The sequence below is a fragment of the Pseudonocardia sp. GCM10023141 genome, from assembly GCF_042653605.1.
Map to the genome: position 1 here is coordinate 1 of NZ_JBHSIR010000042.1, position 19748 is coordinate 19748.

Consider the following 19748-nt stretch of genomic DNA (forward strand, 5'->3'; position numbering starts at 1 on the left):
CGCCACGCCCTACCACGCGAGCATGATCACCGATACCAGGTCAGAACCCTTACAGGACACGCCCTAGTACGAGCCGGACACACCGAAGCCACCACCGATCTACTTCGGCTGGCCGGCCGGAGAGGGGCCGGCGTGATCAGCGAGCTGGTCGATGACGACGGCGAGGTGATGCGCGGGCAGGCACTGACAGACTTTGCCGCCGCCCATCACCTGTCGGTCCTGGCGATCGCCGACCTCGTCCGATATCGCCGAGCCACCGAGCACGCCGGCACGTCCATATCGGAACTGCACCATCCCGAGCGACGACGCGACTACAAGATCCAATCCGGTCAGTTCGTGAATGGCGGGGGCTAGTCAGCCGAAGGCACCTGTTGCGTTCGAGGTAACGTCCTGCCTACCAGTCAAGCCGGGCTGGCGATGCGGCTCGCGCGCAAGGGCACTGACAAGTTCGCCGGCGACCATTGGACGGCCACCAACGGGGCCGCGAGGTTGGAAGACGGGTCGGCGCCGGTGGCGTGCGCGCTCACCGAGATCGTGCCCGGCGGCGATCACCGTATCCTGCTGGGCACTGTGATGGAGGCCGAGGCGACCGACCTGGAGCCGCTGACCACACGCAGACAGTCGTCCCCACCCTGCGCCACGACGAGGCGTCGTGACCGCATTGCCCGACCTCGCACGGCACAGGACCGCAGCAGCAGAAATGATCTCGCCCGGCCGCAGCTCGTCGGCAACGTGCGATGCGTCCAGTGCCAGGGTCCTTGAGGTCTGGATGAGTCGATGGTGGTGACGTCAGCCCCGAGGCGGCTCACTTCGGGAGATTCTGCACGGTGATCTCGGCGTTGCCCTCGAGAGTGTTCATGACGGCTGCGTGTCAATCCTCCGGAGTCAGGGGAACCGGTTCCCGGGGGAGGGGCCGGGAACGGTCCAGCCCCGCTCCTGCGCGCGGGCTCGCACTCCGTCGTCGTCGCAGTAGCCACGGCGACTGCGCTTGAGACACACGAGCCCGACCAGATGTCCGTGGTCGTCGACGACGGCTAGGCGGCGACCGGTGCTGCCGAGCAGGCGGGTGATCGCCGCCAAGGGAGTCGTCGAGGAGACCGTGCGGCCCTCCAGGCTGCCGCACCCGGAGGCCGGGAAAGTGCCGTCCAACCCGGGAGTCAGGTCAGCGCGTTCAATGGCGGTGAGCAGGCGTCCCTCGCAGTCGACCACGAGGGCCAAGTGCACGTGGTCGTTCTCGAACTCGGCCCGCACGCGGGTGATACGCGCGTCCGCCCCCAGTCTCTTGGGGACGGTCATCATGATGTGCTGCGCCTGCAGCGGCTGCGTCATCGGGAGGAGTCGACGTTCGCTTCCCCACCGAGCGCCGTCACGCGGATCGGGATGTTGCTCATTCTGGGCTGACCCGAGTACGGGTCGAACGCCACGTCGTCAGCGATCAGGCGCCCGACACTCGTCCCGTGGCGCCGGACGTCGTCGTCCTGGCCGGGCAGGTCACCGAAGGAATGGGTCATCGAGACCGTGCCCGGTCGCATTGTCGGGTCCGAGTCGGCGACCGCCACGACGGCGGCCCGCTGTGACCGGATCTCGACGAGCGTGCCCGCCTCAAGGCCCAGGGCCGCGAGATCGTCGGGATGAAAGCTCGCCGGGTTGTACGTCGGCTTGTTCGGTGGCGCCGCTAGCGTGGGGGAGTTCATGACGTGCGCCATCCTGCGCGCGAGCAGGCGGAGCGGGAGGGCCTCGTCCTCCTGCTCGCTCGTTAGCGTCGCGGCGAGGTCGCCCAGCATCGTCTCGTTCCCGACGTCCAGCCGCCCCGGCCATCCGGGCTCCTTGGGCTCCACGAAGACGGCCGGCTCGGCGAAGACCGCCCCCTGGGGATGCTTGCGGACCTCGGAGAGAGGGATGCGGGATCCGGTGTGGACGATCTCCATCAGGGCGTGCGGGTCGCCCTCGCCGCTCATGTCGAGGGGCGTCGGTTCGGAGCCGTCGGGGATCAGGCCGTCGAACGCGAGCTCGAGACCGAGGCGCTGGGCGAGGAGGTAGAAGAACCGCCACTGCTCGATCACGTCGGCCCCGGGCGGCGGCTCGATCACCGCGTCGGTGTACTGGCCGAACGGCTCGGGCAGGCCGGCGCCGACCGAGTACTCCGCCATCCGGTGCATGAAGCCGTTCGTGCCGGGCATCTCGTACGGGAGCCGGGCGGCGATGACGTAGTCCGCGAGCCTGGCCGTCTGTGACATCTCGACGTCGACCTGGACCAGCAGCTCCAGGGACCGGAGAGCGTCGACGACCTTGAGCTGGTCCGGGATGCATTTGGCGGGGTTGGCGCCCGTGCTGATCATCGCCCGGACCTGGCCCTCACCCGGTGTGAGGATCTCGTCGGCCAGCGCGCTCGTCGGCATCCCAGCCCGCGACGCGGTGAGCCCGCGCACGCGCAGCTTCTCACCGTCCCCGAGGTCCGGGAACGGTGGGCGGGCCTGCGCCCGCGGTGCCGCGACGGCGCTGGTCAGGACGCTCGGGCTCGGCAGGCGCTCGCCGGCGCGCGTCCAGTGGCCGGAGATCGAGGTCAGGCAGAGGACGAGGTACTCGACGAGGGGCCCGTTCCCGGACATGTTCGCCCCGGTGCCGGATGCCGTGTACCCACGCCGAGCGCTGCCGATCAGCCGAGCCGCGGCGACGAGATCGGCGGCGACGATCCCGGCCCGTCGAGCCACGTGGTCGGGGGTGAAGGGGGCGACAGCCGCCCGCAGCCGCTCGTAGCCGTCGACGTTCTCCGCGACGAACTCGTGGTCGGCCAGACCTTCGTCCATGATGACGCGGATCATCCCGGCCAGGACGGCCGCGTCCTCACCGGGCTTCACCTGGAGGTGGATGGACGCCCGTCGGGCCGTCTCGGTCCGGCGCGGGTCGATCACGACGAGGTGACCGTTGCGCTCCTCGAGCTTCCTGATGAACGACATGGGGAAGCCCGCCGGGCCCACGAGGCTCACGAGCGGGTTGCTCCCCACGACGAATGCCACGTCGGGGTCGCTGAACGCCTGGCTGGGGGCCATCCACACGCCGTGGAACGACCTGGCGATGGGCTTGCCCGGCTGGTCGATCGTCGAGGTCGTGAACAGCATCGGCGTGCCGATCGCCCGGATGAAGGACATGACCATGCTCAGGTTGATCGGGCTCTCGAACGGGACGTAGGTGCCCACGAAGAGCGCGAAAGCGCGCGGGCCGAGGCGATCGATGACGGCACGGAGCTTGGTGGCGATCTCGTCGATGGCGTCGACCGTCGGGATCTCGACGGACCGGCCGTCGGGCAGTTTCTTCAAGGAATGGAGAACCCGTTCGGGGTGGTTGTAGTGCCCGACGTGGGAGCGGCCCTTGATGCACGTGTAGCCGCGGTAGATCTCGTTGCCCGTCGCACCCGTGATGCGCTGTACGGCCCCGTCGGCGACATGGACGTCGACCGGGCAGAAGTTCTGGCAGACCCGGCAGAAAGATGGTTTGAGCTCCATCGTGGCTATCCCGCCCTCTTCTCGGCGTCCTCGGTGGGCGACGTCGTCGTCGGCCGCCATGATCTCGTCGTTGAGCTGCGAGGGCGGTCCGCGCGCCAGGTGAACAGCGAGGTGCCACCGAGTCGACCCCATGTCGACGGCGAGGATCGCTCGGACGTCGGATAGGCCGGCAAGAGCGGCGAAGTCTTTACCCGGGCAGTGCATGGTGCCCGGGTGCCGGCTGAGATCGAGGGCCGACCGGATCCTGCGGGCGCTAGCATAGCAGACTGTTGACGAGCGCATCGCGAGTCGTCATGCTACTGCTCACATCATGGCCACCCGCTCGCAACGCTCGCGCTCACCCGGCGTGATCGTCCCAACCCGGCGGAAGAGCCCAACCCGGCTCGGCCTCCGACGCATCGAGTCCGGCAAACAACACCATTCGCGGCGCCGGGCGCAAGGCAATACACCGGCTCGGAGTTCGACACTGACGCCCACGGCGCAGGCCTGATCGAGCCACGCCTCAGGAGGCCCGAGAATGAGCACATCCATACCCGCCACCACCATCGTGCGGCGGTCCAAGGAGCCGATCCCGCCGGTGGCGCGTCGCGCCGCCGTCGCCGGATCCGTCGGAACGTTTGTTGAATACTACGACTACGGCTTGTTCGGCGTCCTGACCGTCTACCTTGCGCCACTGTTCTTCCCGTCGGATAACCCGGCGTCATCTGTCCTGATCAGCTTGGCGGTATTCGGACTGGGCTACGCCGCCCGTCCGATCGGAGGGTTGGTCATCGGCCGGCTGGGTGATCGCCGCGGTCGGCGGTCGGCGCTACTGGCCTCCGTCCTACTCATGGGTATAGCGACCAGCCTCATCGGCGTCCTACCCACATACGCCTCCGCGGGAATCTCGGCATCGATCCTGCTTGTGGTCCTGCGGCTCGCCCAAGGCTTCTCCGCCGGGGCGGAGGTCCTCGGGTCCGTCGCCTACGTCCTGGAATCTGCGCCTCCCTCCCGCCGCGGCTTCCTGGCATCACTGACGCCGCTCGGCTCTACGCTGGGAGGAGCAACGGGTGCGCTGATAGGCGGGCTGACCAGCCTGACTGTGTCCAAGGCGACGATGCTCGACTACGGCTGGCGGATCCCGTTCCTCGTGGCGATCCCACTGAGCCTGTTCGCCTTCCTGGTCCGCCGCCGGATCGAGGACTCCCCCGAGTTCCTCGATCTCGTGAAGCGCAAGGAAACCACGAAGACCCCTATTCGCGACCTCTTCCGCTTCCACCGCGGTCAGGTGCTGCTGGCATGCGGGTTGGCTCTCGGGGTCAACGCCGTCTCCGGGATCGCCGGCTGGATGACCACCTACCTGGCCGCGACACGACAATTGCCGACGACTCCCATCATCTTCTGCTTCGGATTTGCGACCTTGCTTGCTGCTGTGGGCTCTCCGCTCACTGGGCGGCTGTCGGACCGCTACGGGGCCGTGAGAGTCATGGTGGTCACTTTCGGGGCGTTCCTGGTGCTGTCGGTCCCCATTTTCTGGCTGCTCGGGACGGCGACCGACATCGTTGTTCTGTTCATCGGAATTGCGGTGTATCTCATGATGATCGCATTCTTGACCGCACCCGCGTACACCTACATCGCCGACCTGTTCCCTACGGATGTGCGATTCTCGGGATCGAACCTCGGGCAGAACGTCGGTGTGTGCATCGCCGGTGGCACCACGCCGCTGATCGCCGGGGCGCTGGTGGTGGGGACGGGCTCCGCGCTCAGCCCGGCCATCTGGGTGGGCGCCGCTGCTCTGCTCGCGCTCGGCACGCTGTTCGTAGCGTCCAGGACGGTCAAGGCGCCCGCCCGCCACGACGGCGCCGAGGTGCAGCCGCAGAGCGCCTGACCCGGGTAGTGGGCCGAGGTGTCAGCTTCCGGCCTGCGGGCGAGGACCGGACGCCGTGACCGTAGCGAGGCGAGTCAGAGCAGTGTTCTTCCGAACCGGGGCGCATCGACATGACCACCACTCACATCTCCTACTGCCGGCTCTGTCCCGCGCTCTGTGGCATGCTGGTCGATGTCGCGGACGACAAGGTCGTCCGCGTCCGCGCCGACACCGCGAACACCTCTTCAGCCGGCTACAGCTGCGTCAAGGGGCGCAATGCTCCTTCGGCCCACAATCACCAGGATCGAATCCTGCGCCACCTCCGAAAGCGCGCCGACGGCGAGTTCGAGACGATCAGCCTGCAGGCCGCCGTCGACGACATCGGTGAGCGCCTGACCGCCATCCTGGCCGAATCCGGCCCGGAGTCGATCGGCAGCTACTGGGGCACCTACGCGTGGCGGGCCACGGCGACCCTGCCCATCGCCAAGGCGTGGTGGGAGGCAATCGGGTCTCACAAGACCTTCTCACCGATCACCATCGACCAGGCCTCCAAGACCGTGACGTACGGACGGACCGGGGCCTACGTCGGCGGTGTCCACCGTCTCGAGGACGCCGATGTGTGGATGGAGGTCGGCGGGAACCAGCTGGTCTCGCTCCAGAGCCTCGGGTGGAGCAACACCAACCCGACCGTCAACCTTCGCGACCAGCGGAAACGTGGGCTGAAGCTCATCGTCGTCGACCCCAGGAGGACGGAGCTCGCCAGGAGCGCCGACATCCATCTCCAGGTCCGGCCGGGCACCGACGCCGTGCTGCTGTCCGCGTTCCTGAACGTCATCTTCGCCGAGGAACTCGACCGCCCCCAGTTCTGGGGACGGTACGCGCGGAACGTGGAGGCCCTTCGTCGCTATGTCCGGGACACCACGCCCGCCGTCGCGGCAGAGATCTGCGGTGTCCCCGAAGAGGACCTCCACGCCGCGGCGAGAATGTTCGGCAGCGGCCGGTGCGGTATGGCCAACGGGCACACGGGAACCGACATGGGGCCGGGTGGGAACCCCTGTGAACACCTGCTCAACGCGATCAACATCGTCTGCGGCCGCTTCGCGGACGAGGGCGACGAGATCCGGGCGGCGACGCTGACCGGGCAGGCCGCCGAGCCGCGCGCCCGGGTGATCGGCCCCTACCGCAAATGGGAGTCGGGGTGGCAGAGCCGCCTCGGCTACGGCCTGCTGCCCAGCCCGCACAGCCATTTCGGCGAGCTGCCGGCGACACTGCTGGCCGAGGAGGTCCTGGCGCCCGGCCCGGACCGCGTGCGGGCGCTCTTCTCGATCGGAGGGAACCCGGTCAACGCGATACCGGACACGCGCCGCCAGGTGGAGGCGATGAAGGCCCTCGACCTGCTGGTCACGATCGACCCGTTCATGACCGAGACGGCTCGCCTGGCGGACTACGTCATCTCACCCACGATGATGTACGAGCGCGCCGACTTCAACATCCTGAACGGCGCGTTCGGGCAGTACTCGCCCCCGGTCGTCCCCGCGCCGGGCGACACGGTCGACGAGTGGGAGTTCTTCTGGCGCCTCGGTGGCGCCCAGCGACTCGACATGCGACTCGGCGAAGGTCCGAGCGAGGGAGTGGGCGCGTTCGCCGCGATTCCTCGTGGGCGTCCCGGCGCGCTGAGTGGCGAGCCGCCGTCGATCGACGCCGTACTCGAGATGATCGCCGACGACGACCAGCTGCTCGAGCTGCTCAAGGAACATCCCCGCGGCTATGCGGCACCACCGAGAACGGTCACCGTCCTCGGACCACTCGATACCGACCAGGACCACCTCGATCTCTTCCCGCCCGAGTTCCCCGAAGAGATGGGCGAGCTCAGGCGAGTCCTCGAGGACTCGGCCCGGCGCCGCTATCGGCTGGTGGTGCGCCGCTCCAAGGAGACATTCAACGGTACGGGGAAGAACATTCCCGAGCTGAACAAGGGCGGGACCAATCCCCTCTACGTCAATCCCGACGATCTGGCGGAGCTGGGCCTGGTCTCGGGTGACCGGGTGGTGGCCACGTCCGATCACGGCACGGTCAGGGCGGTGACGCGGGCCGACGACAGCCTCCGTCCGGGCGTCGTCGCCATGACGCACGGCTGGGGCGGCCTGGAAGACGAGGACCCGTTCGCCCCGGGCGTCGGGGCGAACGTCAATAACCTGATCAGCACCCGCGGCCCCGCACAGCAGGTGCTCCGCATGCCGATCATGTCCGCCCTGCCGGTCGACATCGTCCCTCTGAAAGAATGACCGAAAGCGTGAGCGTGGACGCGAAGCAGGCCAGGAAGGGCCGAGCCGGCAGCAGCTTGGAGACGTCGGCGGGTAAGGCGTTGGCGTTGCTGGGTGCGCTGGGGGGTCCGCGCCCGGTGATGGGTGTCTCCGAGCTGGCGAAGGTGGTGAGCGTCCCGAAGTCGACCGCGCACCGTCTGTTGGTGGTGTTGACCAAGAGCGGCTATGTGCGGCGGGCGGGGGACAAGTACGCGTTGTCGACGCGGGCGTTCGAGTTGGGAAACCAGGTGGCGGTGGCGCGGGTGGATGGTCTGCGTGATCGGGCCATTCCAGTATTGAGCGAGTTGTATGCGCAGACTCGTGAGGCGGTGCACCTCGGGGTGCCTGAGGGTTCGAGCGTGTTGTATGTGGAGAAGTTGTTCGGGCCCGATTCGGTGCGGGTGGACACGGCGGTAGGGATGCGTCGTCCATTGTATGCGACGGCGTTGGGGAAGGCGATTTTGGCGTTTTCGGAGCTGGGGCCGGGTGGGGGTGTACCGGCCCGGTTCTATCGGTTTACGGCGTTCACGATTAGGACGCCGGATTTGTTGGGGCGTGTGGTGGAGCGGGTGCGGCAGGACGGGTATGCGACGGACTTCGAGGAGGCGTTCCTCGGGGTGTCGTGTATTGCGGTGCCGGTGTGTGATCGGCGGACGGGTAGGCCGGTGGCGGCGTTGTCGTTGGCGACGGGGGCTGGTGGGCGTGCTGTTCTGCGGTACAAGTCAGTGATGCTGAAGGCTGCTGAGCAACTGTCCGGTCATGTCAGCACCATGATGGTGGCATGACGAGTGCCCCGGCCGGCCCACCGTCGTCGGAGGGCCGGCTGACCCTGAGGTGGGTGGTCGGTCCGCCGTCCCGGCATCCCCGACGGTGCCTGGGCGGCCGGCTCAGACGGGCACGTGGACGCGGACGGTCTCGATGACCGATGCACACGTGCGGTCGAGGACTGCCTGAGTGTCACCGATGAGGCTCAGGACGAAGAGGGTCCGGCCGTCGGCGCCGCCCAGAGCGCAGGCCAGCGGCATCTTCTCCCCGACATCGATCGCGTCGGTGACCTTTCCGCCCTCCGTCACGCGGCGGCATTCGCGGGTCCACGGGGACGCGGTCCAGATCGCGCCCTCCGAGTCGGCCCAGATCCCGTCCGCGCTCTCGGGAGCGAGGTCGGCCCACACACGCCGCGAGCTCAGCAGTCCGTCCGCGGACCGGTCGTAAGCGGTCAGCCGGTTGGCCGGGAACTCGGCGACGACGTAGGTCGTGCCGCCCGCGATCAGGGCGGGCCCGTTCGGCGCGTCCAGCTGGTCGGCGACCAGGCGAGCCGCGCCGTCCGGCTCGACCAGGATGATCACCCCGTCGCCGTCCAGGGGCCGGGGCTCGCTGTTGTTGTGGGTGCCCATCGATCCGACATACGCGCGCCCGAGGTCGTCCACCACCATGTCGTTGAGGCCACCGACCGCCAGGTGCGTGAGGTCGCTGTGGACGACGAGCTCTCCCGACGGCTCGAGCCGGAGGAGGGTCGGCTCCGTCAGGTTGGCGATGAGGAGGCGGCCGTCGGGGAGGAAGCCCAGCCCGCTCGGGCGCCCGCCGTCGGTCAGCTCGACCACGATCTCGGTGTGGCCCGCCTCGTCGACCGTCATGACCCGGTTCGCGAAGATGTCGGAGAACCACAGGCGGTCCCCACGCCAGCGCGGGCTTTCGGCGAACCGCAGCCCGTCGAGGAGCGGCACCAGCCGGTGTTCCCCGCTCACAGGCCGGCCATCGCAGTGACGGCGTCGAGCGCGCGCAGCGTCTCGTCGGGGGTCGGGGGTCGCGCGGACAGGGTGGCCGAACCCACGGCGGCCCAGTCCACCAAGGGGATCCTGGTCCCGGGGTGGTTGTAGAGCAGAACCATCAGCCGTTGAGCGCCGGCCTGCTCGTACGCCTCGCGGATGTCCTCGCTCGGGTCCCGGACCCCGACCGTGATCGACACCTCGGCAGGCTCACGGCCCACGCGCCGGCACTCCTCGTCGAGGGTCGCACGCGCCTTGGCTACCTGCTCCGGGGTCACGCCGGTCGCCAGCCAGCCGTCCGCCCACGTGGCGACGCGCCGCATCGCCACCGACGTCGGCTGGGCGCCGACGATCACCGGCGGGTGCGGCCGCTGGACGGGGCGCGGGTCGCAGACCATCTCGGGGAACGAGACCATCGTGCCGTCGTACCTGGCGGACTCGTTCGACCACAGCGCCTTGAGCGCCGCGACGGACTCGATCGTGTAGCCCCAGGGCTTGGCGGCAGCGGCCGGGTTGTGCAGCTCAGTGACCTCGGTCAGCCAGCCCGTGCCCAGCCCGAAGATGAACCGGCCGCCGCTGAATGCGTCCAGCGTCGACACGGTCTTGGCCAGCGTGAGCGGAGTGCGCTCCGGGACCAGGCACACCCCGGTGGCGACCCGGAGCCGGCTCGTCACAGCCGCCATCATGCTCAGGACGACGAACGGGTCGGCCATCTCGTGGTAGACGTCCGGGATCTCTCCCCCCGTCATCGGGAACGCCACGGTCGGCTTCCGCGGCACCACGGTGTGCTCCGGAGCCCAGTAGGACTCGAACCCACGCTCCTCGAGCTCGCGAGCCAAGCTGACGGCGTCGATCGTGTGCGCGGTGACGGCGATCTGTGCGCCGATCTTCATGAGCAGCACCAGTCCTCACACCCGAGCGGCTTTGACGGCAAGGTGCGTCCATCCTCGGGCGTCTGGGCGCGGGTCGGCCAGGATGTCGTCTCGCCTACCAGAACAGATCGCGTGTTCTCGGTGGCTGTTCGGCGACGGTTCAGCGAAGCGGAACGCTGCTGTGGTCGGTTGCCGGTCGCGGGTGTGACTGCGATTGCCACCAGGGCCGACCAGGCCCCCAGGCCTGTCACCCGCGGCGCCGCCGGTCGGACCGGTCCGCGTCATCGTCGATGCCGGAGGCCATCTGCCACAACCCCGACGCCGCCACCCATGACGCCCACATGCGTGCTCAGCTCCTCGCCCAGCTCGAGGAGCTGATCGCCGGGTCAGACACCCTGCCGATCATGAAGCGCGGTGAGCTGCGCGGCCGGATCTCGACCAAGCCCGGCCTGAACCGCTACCTGCGGGTCACCCCTGGCGGGCTGCTGCGCATCGACAAGGCCCGCTGCAAGGCCGAAGCGAACCTCGACGGGAAACACCTGCTGCGCTGCTCGGCCCCGCACCTGCCGGCCGCTGACATTGCGCTGGGCTACAAGCAACTCCTCGAAGTCGAACGCGGCTGGCGCGACATGAAGCAGATCCTCGACCTGCGCCCGGTCTATCACCGCCTCGAAGAACGCATCCGCGCCCACGTCGTGCTGTGCTGGCTCGCGCTGCTGTTCATCCGCATCGCCGAGACCAGCACCGGTGACACCTGGACCACTGTGTGTCGTCACCTCGACCGGCTCCACGCCGGGACCTTCACCGGCCCCACTGGGCTGTTTCGCCAACGCACCGAGCTGTCCAAGCCCCAGCGAGACCTGTTCGCCAAGCTCGACATCACCCCACCCAAGCAGATTGTCGAGCTCGCTCCCACAAGCCGCTGACCAGCGGCAACACCATCGCCTAGAGACACGCCCCTCCGGGGCGTCTCGACGCGTTGTTGCCCCAGGTCAAGACCTAGATCACGACCTCTAGACCATCCGAGTTACGCGGAATGCAGGGTGGACGAGGCGGGGGACGCGGAAACCATCGACGACGGGAGCTGACCTCCAGACCTTGCTCCCTGTCGGACGGCAGGGAGCTGATCGCCGACCTGCCCCAGCCCGGCTCCTGCGACTCGCTGCGGGGGACCGGGTGGCGCACGCCGATCCCAACCGATCTCGCTGTGGGCGGGCTGAACGACATGCCTGTGGACGCGACCGGTCGTAGGTACCTCTGGTCGGTGGGGTGCCGACGGTGCCAATCTGCCGCGCTCGCCCGACGGTGACGGGACGAGCATCCTCGTCGAGCCCGACGGCGCGGCGCGCGCCATCGCACGGGCCTCGACGGGTCGTGACTGCTCACCGAGACCGCGGTCTGCTTCCGTGTCGAGTCCCCGCCTGGCGGCTGACCTCTCTCGACCGACCGGTGGGACGACGGGTACCTGACAGGCTGGCGACGATGGGGACTTGGGCTGCCGAGGGGGATCGCCGCCGGCGCGGCCGGCGCCATCTGGACGCACCCCGGTGAGAGCGCGAATATCGGCGTGAGATCGAGGCGGAGGGTTCACCGGTGTGATCCGGCTCCCCGGCCGAGCGCCGCTCGTCCGCCGCTGGGTCGGGAGCTCTGCACGACCCCGGTTCGTGCCGGGCGCGGTGGCAGCGACGAGGGCATCCGCCGGCGGGCCGACGCGTCCTCCATCGATGCGGTCCGCGTGCCGGCGCCCTGACCACCGGGAACGGCGAAACCCGCCCGTAACTCAAGGCAGCGCGATAGCTATTGCGACATACGCTATCTGATGTACCGTACGGTGCCCCAGCGACTCCGTGACGTGAATCGCATGTTCGGTGGGGACAGGACAGACGGCGTGGCCGTCTGCTTAACCGAGAGGCGACGCAGTGAGAACATCGAAGTTCGCGGCGGGAGTTGGTCTCGCCGCAGTGCTCGCCATGGGTACTGCCTGCGGAAGCGGTGGCTCGGGCGGCGCGTCCAATGCGAGTTCAGGCGCAGGATCCTCCGCCGTCGCGACGTCCGGCAATCCTGCGGACAACGCGAAGACCCCGGTCACGATCGGCTTCCACAACCTCGAGGGCGGCTCCGTCTCGCTCCCCGAGCTCCGTAACGGATTCGATGCCGGGGTGAAGTACGTCAACGAGCAGCTGGGCGGCATCAACGGCCATCCGCTCAAGTCGATCGACTGCAAGACCGATGCGACGCCCGAGTCGTCGGTGAACTGCGCGAACCAGTTCGTCGAGCAGAAGGCGGTGCTGTCCGCCCAGGGCGCCGACTTCGGCGCCGACGCAATGCTCCCGGTGCTGAGGTCGGCAAAGCTCGCCGAGATCGGGGCATTCCCGCTGACGCCCGGTATGAACGCGGCGGTGGGTGACGCCTTCTTCATGCAGGGGTCGGCGGAGGAGGGCTACGCCGCCAACCTCATCCAGCTCAAGAAGCTTGGGGCCTCGAAGATCGCCGTCGTCATGGTGGACGCTCCGACGAGCCACCAGAGCTACGACACGATCATCGCCCCCGCCGGGACCAAGCTGGGCCTCACGACGAAGGTCTTCTACGTCCCCGCCCAGTCCGACTGGTCGGTCCAGGCCGCAACGGTCCTCGCCTGGGGGCCTGATGCCCTCAGCACCTACGTCGCCGCCGACGCACTCGCGGCAGTGCCGGCGTTCCGATCCGCGGGCTTCGGCGGCTACCTCTCCGCCGGGTCGAACATCGAGATCGTTCCCAAGCTCAGCTCGAGCCTGCTGGACAAGGTGCTGTTCAGCGCCTCTTACTACCTCCCCGAGTTCGCCAGCATCCCGGCCGCTGTGCAGCCCGACCTCGACGCCTTCACCGAGTACACCGCCGGCCTACCGGCGGGCGGCAGCGTGACCCAGCGCCAGACCGGCTTCTACACCGCGCTCATGGCCGCTCAGGCGCTTCGCGACATCGGTGGTGCCAAGACGGACCAGTTGACCGCCGAAGTCGTTCACACTGGTATGGCCACCTGGAAGGGCGCGCGTGAGCCCTTCCGGACCAACGGGTGGGACTGCGCGAAGCCGACCTGGCCCGGCACGACCGCATGTGGCACCGGCAACGTCTACGCCACTCCGGGCGCGGACAAGAAGCTTGCCCCGCTGCCCGACCAGCCGGTCGACATCTCATCCGTCCGGCCCTAGCGGGACCTGTTCAACTTCGAGCGAGAGCCCGAGAGGCACATCGTGAGCGAGATCTTCCTCTTCCTCGTGCTCGGCCTGGGGGTCGGAGCGGTGTACGCCGCCCTGACGCTCGGGATCGTGCTGACGTACCAGGGTACCGGCATGATCAACTTCGCCGCTGCGGCGATAGCGGCCGTGCCCATGTACGTCTACGAGGCGCTGACCCGCGGGCAGCTGACACTGCCGATACCGTGGCTTCCTGCCTTCGACGTCGGCACGCCACCCACGTGGGCGGCCGTGGCGATCGCGGTGCTGGTCGCCGGAGTGCTCGGTGCGTTGATCGAGCTGGCGATCTCGAGGCCGCTCCGGAAGGCACCACCTCTGGCGAAGGTGGTCGCCGGCGTCGGTATCCTCCTCACGCTCCAGGCCGTCGTCGGACTCAAGTACGGCACCGATCCGCTGCTCCGGTCGGTGACGCTCCCGCAGGGATCGGTGTCGCTGGCCGGTGTCAAGGTCGCCGAGGATCGGCTCTGGCTGATCGGCATCGCCATCGTGCTGTCGGTAGCGCTCGCGGTGTGGTTCACGAGGTCCCGGATGGGGCTGGCCATCCAAGCCTCCGCGGAGAACGAGCGCGCGGCCGGGTTCGCCCGGCTGTCGCCCTCGGTGACCGGTCTGGTCACCTGGACAGTGGCCTCCATGTTCACTGCCCTGATCTTGGTACTGGCGGGACCGGCAACCGGCGCCCTGTCGCCCCAGACCATGCCGCTCCTGGTGGTTCCCGCACTCGCGGGTGCCCTGCTGGCCAGGCTGTCCTCGCTGCGGGTCGGCCTGATCGGCGCCCTGGCGCTCGGCGTGGTCCAGTCCGAGCTGCAGTACCTCTCCCAGACCAAGGACTGGTGGCCGGAGTGGGCGAAGCAGGGGCTCACCAACGTGGTGCCCTTCCTGGTGATCGTCGTGGCGCTCTTCGTGCTGGGCCGCGCGATCCCCAGCCGCGGTGACGACGTGCGGTCGTCGCTCCCGGCGGTGCTGATCCCGCGGAACAAGCCGCGCACCATCGCGCTGTGGACGGTCGTCGGTCTCGCCGCCCTTCTCCTCACCTCCGGCACCTACCGGTTCGGCGTCATCACCAGCCTCGCCGTATCGCTGATCGCCCTGTCCCTGGTGCTGCTGACCGGCATGCTCGGGCAGATCTCGCTGGCGCAGGCCGCCTTCGCTGGGGTCGCCGGTCTCGTCCTCTCCAAGCTGGACGGCGTTCCGTTTCCCTTCTCCCTGCTCATCGCGGGGGTCGTGGCTGCCCTGGCAGGTGTCCTCGTCGGCATTCCCGCCCTGCGCATCCGCGGTGCCCAGCTCGCCGTGGTGACGCTGGCGGCGGCACTCACGCTCCAGGACTTCGTCTTCAACAATCCCAAGATCGTCTCAGCCACGGCAAACCTCATCCCCGAGCCGAACCTGTTCGGCCTGGACCTCTCGGTGCGCGGTGGTGGGGAGATCGCGAGGCTGCCCTTCGGCATCATGGTCCTCGTCGTCGTGATGATCGCGTTCGTCTGCGTGGGTAACCTGATCCGGGCCGGCACCGGCCGGACGATGCTGGCGATCCGGTCGAACGAGCGCGCCGCCGCGGCCATCGGGATCAACGTCGCGCGCGTCAAGCTGGCGGCGTTCGCGGCAGCGTCCTTCCTGGCGGGCATCGCCGGCGGGCTCATCGGTGAGAGCCGTGGCCAGCTCTCCGCCGAGTCCTTCGGGGTGTTCATCGGGCTGTCGTTCCTCGCGGTCGCCTATCTGCAGGGAATCACCAGCATGAGCGGTGCGCTTCTCGCCGGGCTCTCCGCGAGCCTCGGCATCATCTACGTGTTCGCGTCCCAGGTTCTCGACCTCGGTAGTTACTACTCCCTCATCATGGGCGTCTCGCTGATCCTCACGGTCCTGTTCAACCCGATCGGGATCGCCGGGAAGGGCCGGTCGGACTTCGAGAAGCTGCGTGCCAGATTCGCGACGCGCAGGCCTGCGGCGCCCTCCGTACCGGAGGTGGTGGAGCCGGAGACCATCGCCGTTGAGGCGCCCTCCCGGCAGATCGGCGAGGTGGTCCTGTCCAGCCGCGGTACCACCGTGCGATACGGAGGCCTCGAGGCCGTGTCGAACGTCGACATCGAGGTCCGCGCCGGCGAGATCGTCGGGCTCATCGGTCCGAACGGCGCGGGCAAGACGAGTTTCGTGGACGCGCTCACCGGGTTCACCCGCAGCTCCGGCGAGGTGACCCTGGCGGGTGTCCGCCTCGACGGCCGGCCGGCCTACGAGCGGGCGAGACGCGGCCTGGTCAGGACCTGGCAGGCCGGGGAGCTCTTCGACGACCTGTCGGTCGGCGACAACGTGCGGGTCGCCAACGAGACGGGCAACGAGGCGTTCGGGATGCTGCGGGACATCGTGCGGCCGAGCACACCGCCGTCCGCCGCAACTGAACGGGCGCTGGCGCTCATGTCGCTGACCGACGTCGCGCAGCGCAAGCCCACCGAGCTGCCGCTGCCTCGGCAGAAGGCGGTCGGCCTCGCCCGAGCACTGGCGATGGAGCCGCAGGTCCTGCTGCTCGACGAGCCGGCCGCCGGGCTGGACAGCACCGAGAGCGTCGCCTTCGGTGACCAACTGCGCCGGATCGCCGGAACCGGCGTCGGCTGTCTGCTCATCGACCACGACATGCACCTGGTGATGCGCGTCTGCGACCGCGTCTACGTGATCGAGTTCGGCAAGCAGATCGCCACGGGGACCCCCGACGAGGTCCGCAACGACCCCCGCGTGCGCGCGTCGTACTTGGGCAGCCAGACGCTCGAGACCCTGGACGTCGCCGCCGATGCACACGGCGAGCTCGATGAGGTCGTATCGTGACCGCGCTCATCGAGACCCGTGGCCTCACCTGTGGTTACGGGAAGCTTGCCGTCGTCCGTGACCTGGACCTGACCGTCTCCGCCGGGGAGGTCGTGTGCCTACTGGGAGCAAACGGAGCCGGCAAGACGACCACGCTGCTGACGATCGCCGGCGCCCTGCCGAAGCTGGGTGGCGCGGTCGACGTGGGTGGTAGGCCGGCGCCCGCCGCCGCACACGTCGTGGCGCGGCGCGGGCTCGCCATCGTTCCGGAGGGCCGCGGGCTGTTCTACCGGCTCACGGTGGCGGAGAACCTGCGTCTGCGCCGGCACCGCAAGTCGCGGGTGGCAGTCGAGGACGTCCTCGTCCACTTCCCGGTGCTCGCGGACCTGATGGGGCGCCGGGCCGGTCTGCTCTCCGGTGGCGAGCAGCAGATGCTGGCCCTCGCCGGCGCGCTGCTCTCGGACCCCGACGTGATCCTCCTGGACGAGATGAGCCTCGGCCTGGCACCGATCATCGTCGAGCGGCTGCTCCCGATCGTGCGCAACATCGCCGACGAGCAGGGGCTGGGTGTGCTCCTCGTCGAGCAGCACATCCTCGCCGCCCTGTCGGTCGCCGACCGCGGATACGTGATGGCCCACGGCTCGGTCGTCGCCGAGGGTACGGCGGAGGAGCTCCGGCGGGACGCGGAGCTGCTGGAGGCGAGCTACCTCGGCGACAAGGCCGGCATCGATGCCGCCCTTTCGGAAGGTCTGGTGTAAGGAAGTTGGAATGGAACGGCAGCGGCGATGCCGCCGGCGAGGCGTTCTCGCGGGCGGCGATCGAGGCGGCGTTGGTGGCGCCAGGCGCCGACTTCGAGACCTCCGTGGAGCAGGTGCGCGGAGAGCCGGTGACCGTCTACCGGAATGCTCCTTCCTCGCTCGCCGAGGTGTTCGGACGGGCAGCGTCGTGGGGTGACGCCCCGGCGCTGTCCTACGAGGACCGCACTGTGAGCTGGTCGGAGTACGCCGACGCGGTGGGTCGGGTGGCCAGGAGCCTGATCGCCGACCACGGGGTTCGCCCAGGTGACCGGGTAGCGATCGCGATGCGCAACTACCCGGAGTGGGCACTCTCGTTCGCCGCGGCAATGAGCCTCGGGGCGGTCGCCGTGCCGCTCAACTCCTGGTGGACCGGCGCGGAGCTGGCCCATGTGCTGGGCGATTCCGGCGCCACCGTGCTGTTCGCCGACGGGGAGCGTGCGCGGCTCGTCAATCAGCAGCGCACTGCTCTGCCGGCGCTCCGCACGGTGGTCGAGGCCGAAGCGGGGCCGCAGTGGGGCGACCTGGCGTGGCACGAGCTCGTGGCCGGCGGCCCCGCCGACCTCGAGGCAATCGCGGCGGCGATCTCGCCCGACGACGACGCCACGATCATGTACACCTCGGGCACCACGGGGCGGCCCAAGGGCGTCGTGTCCACGCATCGTGCGCATGCCACGGCGATGACGAACATCCTCTACCAGGGTGCGCTCCACGCGGCCGTGAACCGGGCCCGTTCGGAGCCGGTCCGGCCGGCCCGCACCCCGTCGCAGGCCCTCGTCGGCGGCCCGCTGTTCCACATCTCCAACCTGCCCAAGCTCCTCATCGCCGCCCTGCGCGGGCAGCACCTGGTGTTCATGCGCCGCTGGGACGCCCGCCGCGCGGTCGAGCTCATCGACACGCTCGGCCTCGACGGCTTCGCGGGCGTGCCGACGATGGTGCGGGGGCTGCTCGACGAGGCGGAGGCGGCCGGTACGACGCTGCCCACCCTGCGCCAGATCGGGACCGGCGGCGCACCCACCCCCGGCAACCAGATCGAGCGGATCGGCCGGCAGTTCGACCGGAGCGTCATGGCCAGCACCGGGTACGGGCTGACCGAGACCACAGGGGCCATGGTCGGTATCGCGTCGTCGGACTTCTTCGACCGGACCGACGCGGTCGGGCGGCCCTTCCCCGTCTCCCAGGTGCGGGTGGTCGCCGCCGACGGGACCGACGCCGGCCCGGGCGAGGTCGGGGAGGCATGGATGCGGAGCGCCACGCTGGGCCGGGGCTACTGGAACCGGCCGGACGAGCCCTTCTTCAACACCGAAGGCTGGTTCCCGACCGGTGACCTGGTGACCGTCGACGACGAAGGTTTCCTCCGGATCGTCGACCGGATCAAGGACGTGGTCCTGCGCGGTGGCGAGAACGTCTACTGCGCGGAGGTCGAGGGGCTGCTCGCGACCCACCCGGACGTGGTCGACACCGGGGTCTTCGGCGTAGCGCACGAGCTGCTCGGCGAGGAGGTGGCTGCGGCCGTGCAGGTACGCCTGGGGGCGGTGGTCACCGCAGCGGAGCTTCGACGCCACGTGGCCGAGCGCGCCGCGGCGTACAAGGTCCCGTCGGCCATCGTCGTCCTGACCGACCCCCTTCCGCGCAACCCGACCGGGAAGGTGCTCAAGTCGGAGCTCCGAGCCCGGCTCCGACAAGTCCCAGCACCCGAGGAGCGGCAGTCATGACCACCATGTCTCAGGCCGGCGATCCCCCGACGGGATACCAGGAGATCCTCTACTCCGTCGAGGCCCGGATCGCCACCGTGACCTTGAACCAACCGGCGCGACGGAACGCCCTCACCTTCCGGCTGCGTCGCGAGATCATCGACGCGCTCCGCACAGCCGAGCGCGATGACAACGTCACCGTCATCCTGATCCGGGCCAACGGGCCGTCATTCTCTGGCGGCTATGCCCTCTCGACCGCACCGCGGCCCGAGGCGGCGCCCGGGGCCCCGGAGGCGAAGTCCTACTGGGACGACGGGACCCGTCCGGAACGGTGGATCGATGCCGAGGAGTTCGACGGCTGGACCGACCAGTGGGCCCGTAGCTGCCTGCGAGACTGGATGAACGTCTGGGAGCTGCTCAAGCCCGTCGTCGCGATGGTGCACGGCCACTGCCTGGCCGGCGGTACTGAGCTGATGTCGCTGTGCGACATCGCCTTCGTCGCCGACGACGCCCAGATCGGCTACCCTCCGATGCGCGGCATGACCTCGCCCGACATCCCGTACTTCCCCTGGAAGATGACCATGGCACAGGCGAAGTACCTGCAGCTCACCGGCAACAGCGTGACCGGTGCCGAGGCGGCCGCCATGGGGTGGGTCGCGAAGTCGTTCCCCGCCGACGAGCTCGAGGAGCAGACCATGCGCGAGCTGCGCGCGATGAGCCACATCGCGCCGTCCCTGCTCGCCGCCAACAAGGAGTCCCTCAACCAGGCCTATGAGATCATGGGAATGCGGACGCACTTCAACCAGGCGTGGACAATGCACTCACTGAGTGGGGCGTTGCGGCCCGGGGCCAGGGACTTTGCCCTGCGGCTCCGTGAGGGCGGGCTGAAGGCGGCGCTGGAGTGGCGGGATGGTCCGGCGCGCGCCGAGGGTTTTCGCTGATACGCG

The 19748-nt window shown here is 69.0% G+C and carries 14 protein-coding genes and 1 pseudogene; 11 read left to right on the forward strand and 4 right to left on the reverse strand.

Going from position 1 to position 19748, the window contains the following annotated elements; genetic code table 11:
- Together ACFPFQ_RS24660 and ACFPFQ_RS24665 are read left to right on the forward strand one after the other, a co-directional pair.
- Positions 1-354 (forward strand): 3,4-dihydroxy-2-butanone-4-phosphate synthase (locus tag ACFPFQ_RS24660; protein WP_379622770.1); only part of this gene is annotated, 354 nt, incomplete at its 5' end.
- Between the two features lie 18 nt (positions 355-372).
- Positions 373-762: pseudogene (locus ACFPFQ_RS24665) on the forward strand (flavin reductase family protein); the annotation flags it as partial.
- Between the two features lie 123 nt (positions 763-885).
- Here ACFPFQ_RS24665 and ACFPFQ_RS24670 read toward each other — a convergent pair.
- Both ACFPFQ_RS24670 and ACFPFQ_RS24675 read right to left on the reverse strand, forming a co-directional pair.
- The gene (locus tag ACFPFQ_RS24670; protein ID WP_379622772.1) at positions 886-1329 is read right to left on the reverse strand and encodes a CBS domain-containing protein; all 444 of its coding nucleotides are present in this window, start codon (positions 1327-1329) and stop codon (positions 886-888) included.
- On the reverse strand, positions 1326-3635 hold the full coding sequence (locus ACFPFQ_RS24675) for a molybdopterin-containing oxidoreductase family protein (RefSeq protein ID WP_379622774.1): 2310 nt from the start codon (positions 3633-3635) through the stop codon (positions 1326-1328). The genes ACFPFQ_RS24670 and ACFPFQ_RS24675 overlap by 4 nt, the downstream gene beginning before the upstream one ends.
- A 385-nt stretch (positions 3636-4020) precedes the next feature.
- Between ACFPFQ_RS24675 and ACFPFQ_RS24680 the strand changes: the two genes are divergently transcribed.
- The 3 genes from ACFPFQ_RS24680 (at position 4021) to ACFPFQ_RS24690 (ending at position 8437) form a co-directional block, all read left to right on the forward strand.
- Positions 4021-5370: an MFS transporter gene (locus tag ACFPFQ_RS24680; RefSeq protein WP_379622775.1), complete on the forward strand. Its 1350-nt coding sequence runs from the start codon at positions 4021-4023 to the stop codon at positions 5368-5370.
- Between the two features lie 110 nt (positions 5371-5480).
- Positions 5481-7634, forward strand: coding sequence for a molybdopterin-containing oxidoreductase family protein (locus tag ACFPFQ_RS24685; RefSeq protein WP_379622777.1), 2154 nt, complete (start codon positions 5481-5483; stop codon positions 7632-7634).
- Complete coding sequence (locus ACFPFQ_RS24690; protein ID WP_379622779.1) at positions 7631-8437, forward strand: IclR family transcriptional regulator; 807 nt, start codon at positions 7631-7633, stop codon at positions 8435-8437. The genes ACFPFQ_RS24685 and ACFPFQ_RS24690 overlap by 4 nt, the downstream gene beginning before the upstream one ends.
- A 102-nt stretch (positions 8438-8539) precedes the next feature.
- Here the strand turns inward: ACFPFQ_RS24690 and ACFPFQ_RS24695 are convergent, their stop codons facing one another.
- Both ACFPFQ_RS24695 and ACFPFQ_RS24700 read right to left on the reverse strand, forming a co-directional pair.
- Entirely contained in the window at positions 8540-9397 is an 858-nt protein-coding gene (locus ACFPFQ_RS24695; protein ID WP_379622781.1) for an SMP-30/gluconolactonase/LRE family protein, read from the reverse strand.
- Positions 9394-10311 (reverse strand): TIGR03619 family F420-dependent LLM class oxidoreductase, encoded by a 918-nt coding sequence (locus tag ACFPFQ_RS24700; RefSeq protein ID WP_379622782.1) that lies wholly within the window; start codon positions 10309-10311, stop codon positions 9394-9396. The genes ACFPFQ_RS24695 and ACFPFQ_RS24700 overlap by 4 nt, the downstream gene beginning before the upstream one ends.
- A 269-nt stretch (positions 10312-10580) precedes the next feature.
- On the opposite strand from ACFPFQ_RS24700, the gene ACFPFQ_RS24705 reads away from it, so the two are divergent.
- The 6 genes from ACFPFQ_RS24705 to ACFPFQ_RS24730 all read left to right on the forward strand — a co-directional run bounded on the left by ACFPFQ_RS24705 (position 10581) and on the right by ACFPFQ_RS24730 (position 19742).
- On the forward strand, positions 10581-11216 hold the full coding sequence (locus ACFPFQ_RS24705; protein WP_379622784.1) for a hypothetical protein: 636 nt from the start codon (positions 10581-10583) through the stop codon (positions 11214-11216).
- A gap of 993 nt (positions 11217-12209) precedes the next feature.
- Complete coding sequence (locus tag ACFPFQ_RS24710; RefSeq protein WP_379622786.1) at positions 12210-13478, forward strand: ABC transporter substrate-binding protein; 1269 nt, start codon at positions 12210-12212, stop codon at positions 13476-13478.
- A 42-nt stretch (positions 13479-13520) separates the two neighbouring features.
- Positions 13521-16334 (forward strand): ABC transporter permease subunit, encoded by a 2814-nt coding sequence (locus tag ACFPFQ_RS24715; protein ID WP_379622788.1) that lies wholly within the window; start codon positions 13521-13523, stop codon positions 16332-16334.
- A complete protein-coding gene (locus tag ACFPFQ_RS24720) occupies positions 16331-17071 on the forward strand; it encodes an ABC transporter ATP-binding protein (RefSeq protein WP_379622790.1) in 741 nt (246 codons plus the stop codon). Before ACFPFQ_RS24715 ends, ACFPFQ_RS24720 begins: the two co-directional genes overlap by 4 nt.
- A 5-nt stretch (positions 17072-17076) precedes the next feature.
- Positions 17077-18822, forward strand: coding sequence for a class I adenylate-forming enzyme family protein (locus ACFPFQ_RS24725; protein WP_379622792.1), 1746 nt, complete (start codon positions 17077-17079; stop codon positions 18820-18822).
- Positions 18819-19742 carry an enoyl-CoA hydratase-related protein gene (locus ACFPFQ_RS24730; RefSeq protein WP_379622793.1) on the forward strand — a complete coding sequence of 308 codons (924 nt, stop codon included), beginning with the start codon at positions 18819-18821 and terminating at the stop codon, positions 19740-19742. Before ACFPFQ_RS24725 ends, ACFPFQ_RS24730 begins: the two co-directional genes overlap by 4 nt.
- Positions 19743-19748: the final 6 nt, after the last annotated feature.

Excerpts from the sequence above, each read along its gene's own strand:
- ACFPFQ_RS24670 (WP_379622772.1), bottom strand. The coding sequence starts at position 1,329 with ATGACGCAGCCGCTGCAGGCGCAGCACATCATGATGACCGTCCCCAAG.
- ACFPFQ_RS24675 (WP_379622774.1), bottom strand. The coding sequence starts at position 3,635 with ATGGGGTCGACTCGGTGGCACCTCGCTGTTCACCTGGCGCGCGGACCG.
- ACFPFQ_RS24680 (WP_379622775.1), top strand. The coding sequence starts at position 4,021 with ATGAGCACATCCATACCCGCCACCACCATCGTGCGGCGGTCCAAGGAG.
- ACFPFQ_RS24685 (WP_379622777.1), top strand. The coding sequence starts at position 5,481 with ATGACCACCACTCACATCTCCTACTGCCGGCTCTGTCCCGCGCTCTGT.
- ACFPFQ_RS24690 (WP_379622779.1), top strand. The coding sequence starts at position 7,631 with ATGACCGAAAGCGTGAGCGTGGACGCGAAGCAGGCCAGGAAGGGCCGA.
- ACFPFQ_RS24700 (WP_379622782.1), bottom strand. The coding sequence starts at position 10,311 with ATGAAGATCGGCGCACAGATCGCCGTCACCGCGCACACGATCGACGCC.
- ACFPFQ_RS24705 (WP_379622784.1), top strand. The coding sequence starts at position 10,581 with ATGCCGGAGGCCATCTGCCACAACCCCGACGCCGCCACCCATGACGCC.
- ACFPFQ_RS24730 (WP_379622793.1), top strand. The coding sequence starts at position 18,819 with ATGACCACCATGTCTCAGGCCGGCGATCCCCCGACGGGATACCAGGAG.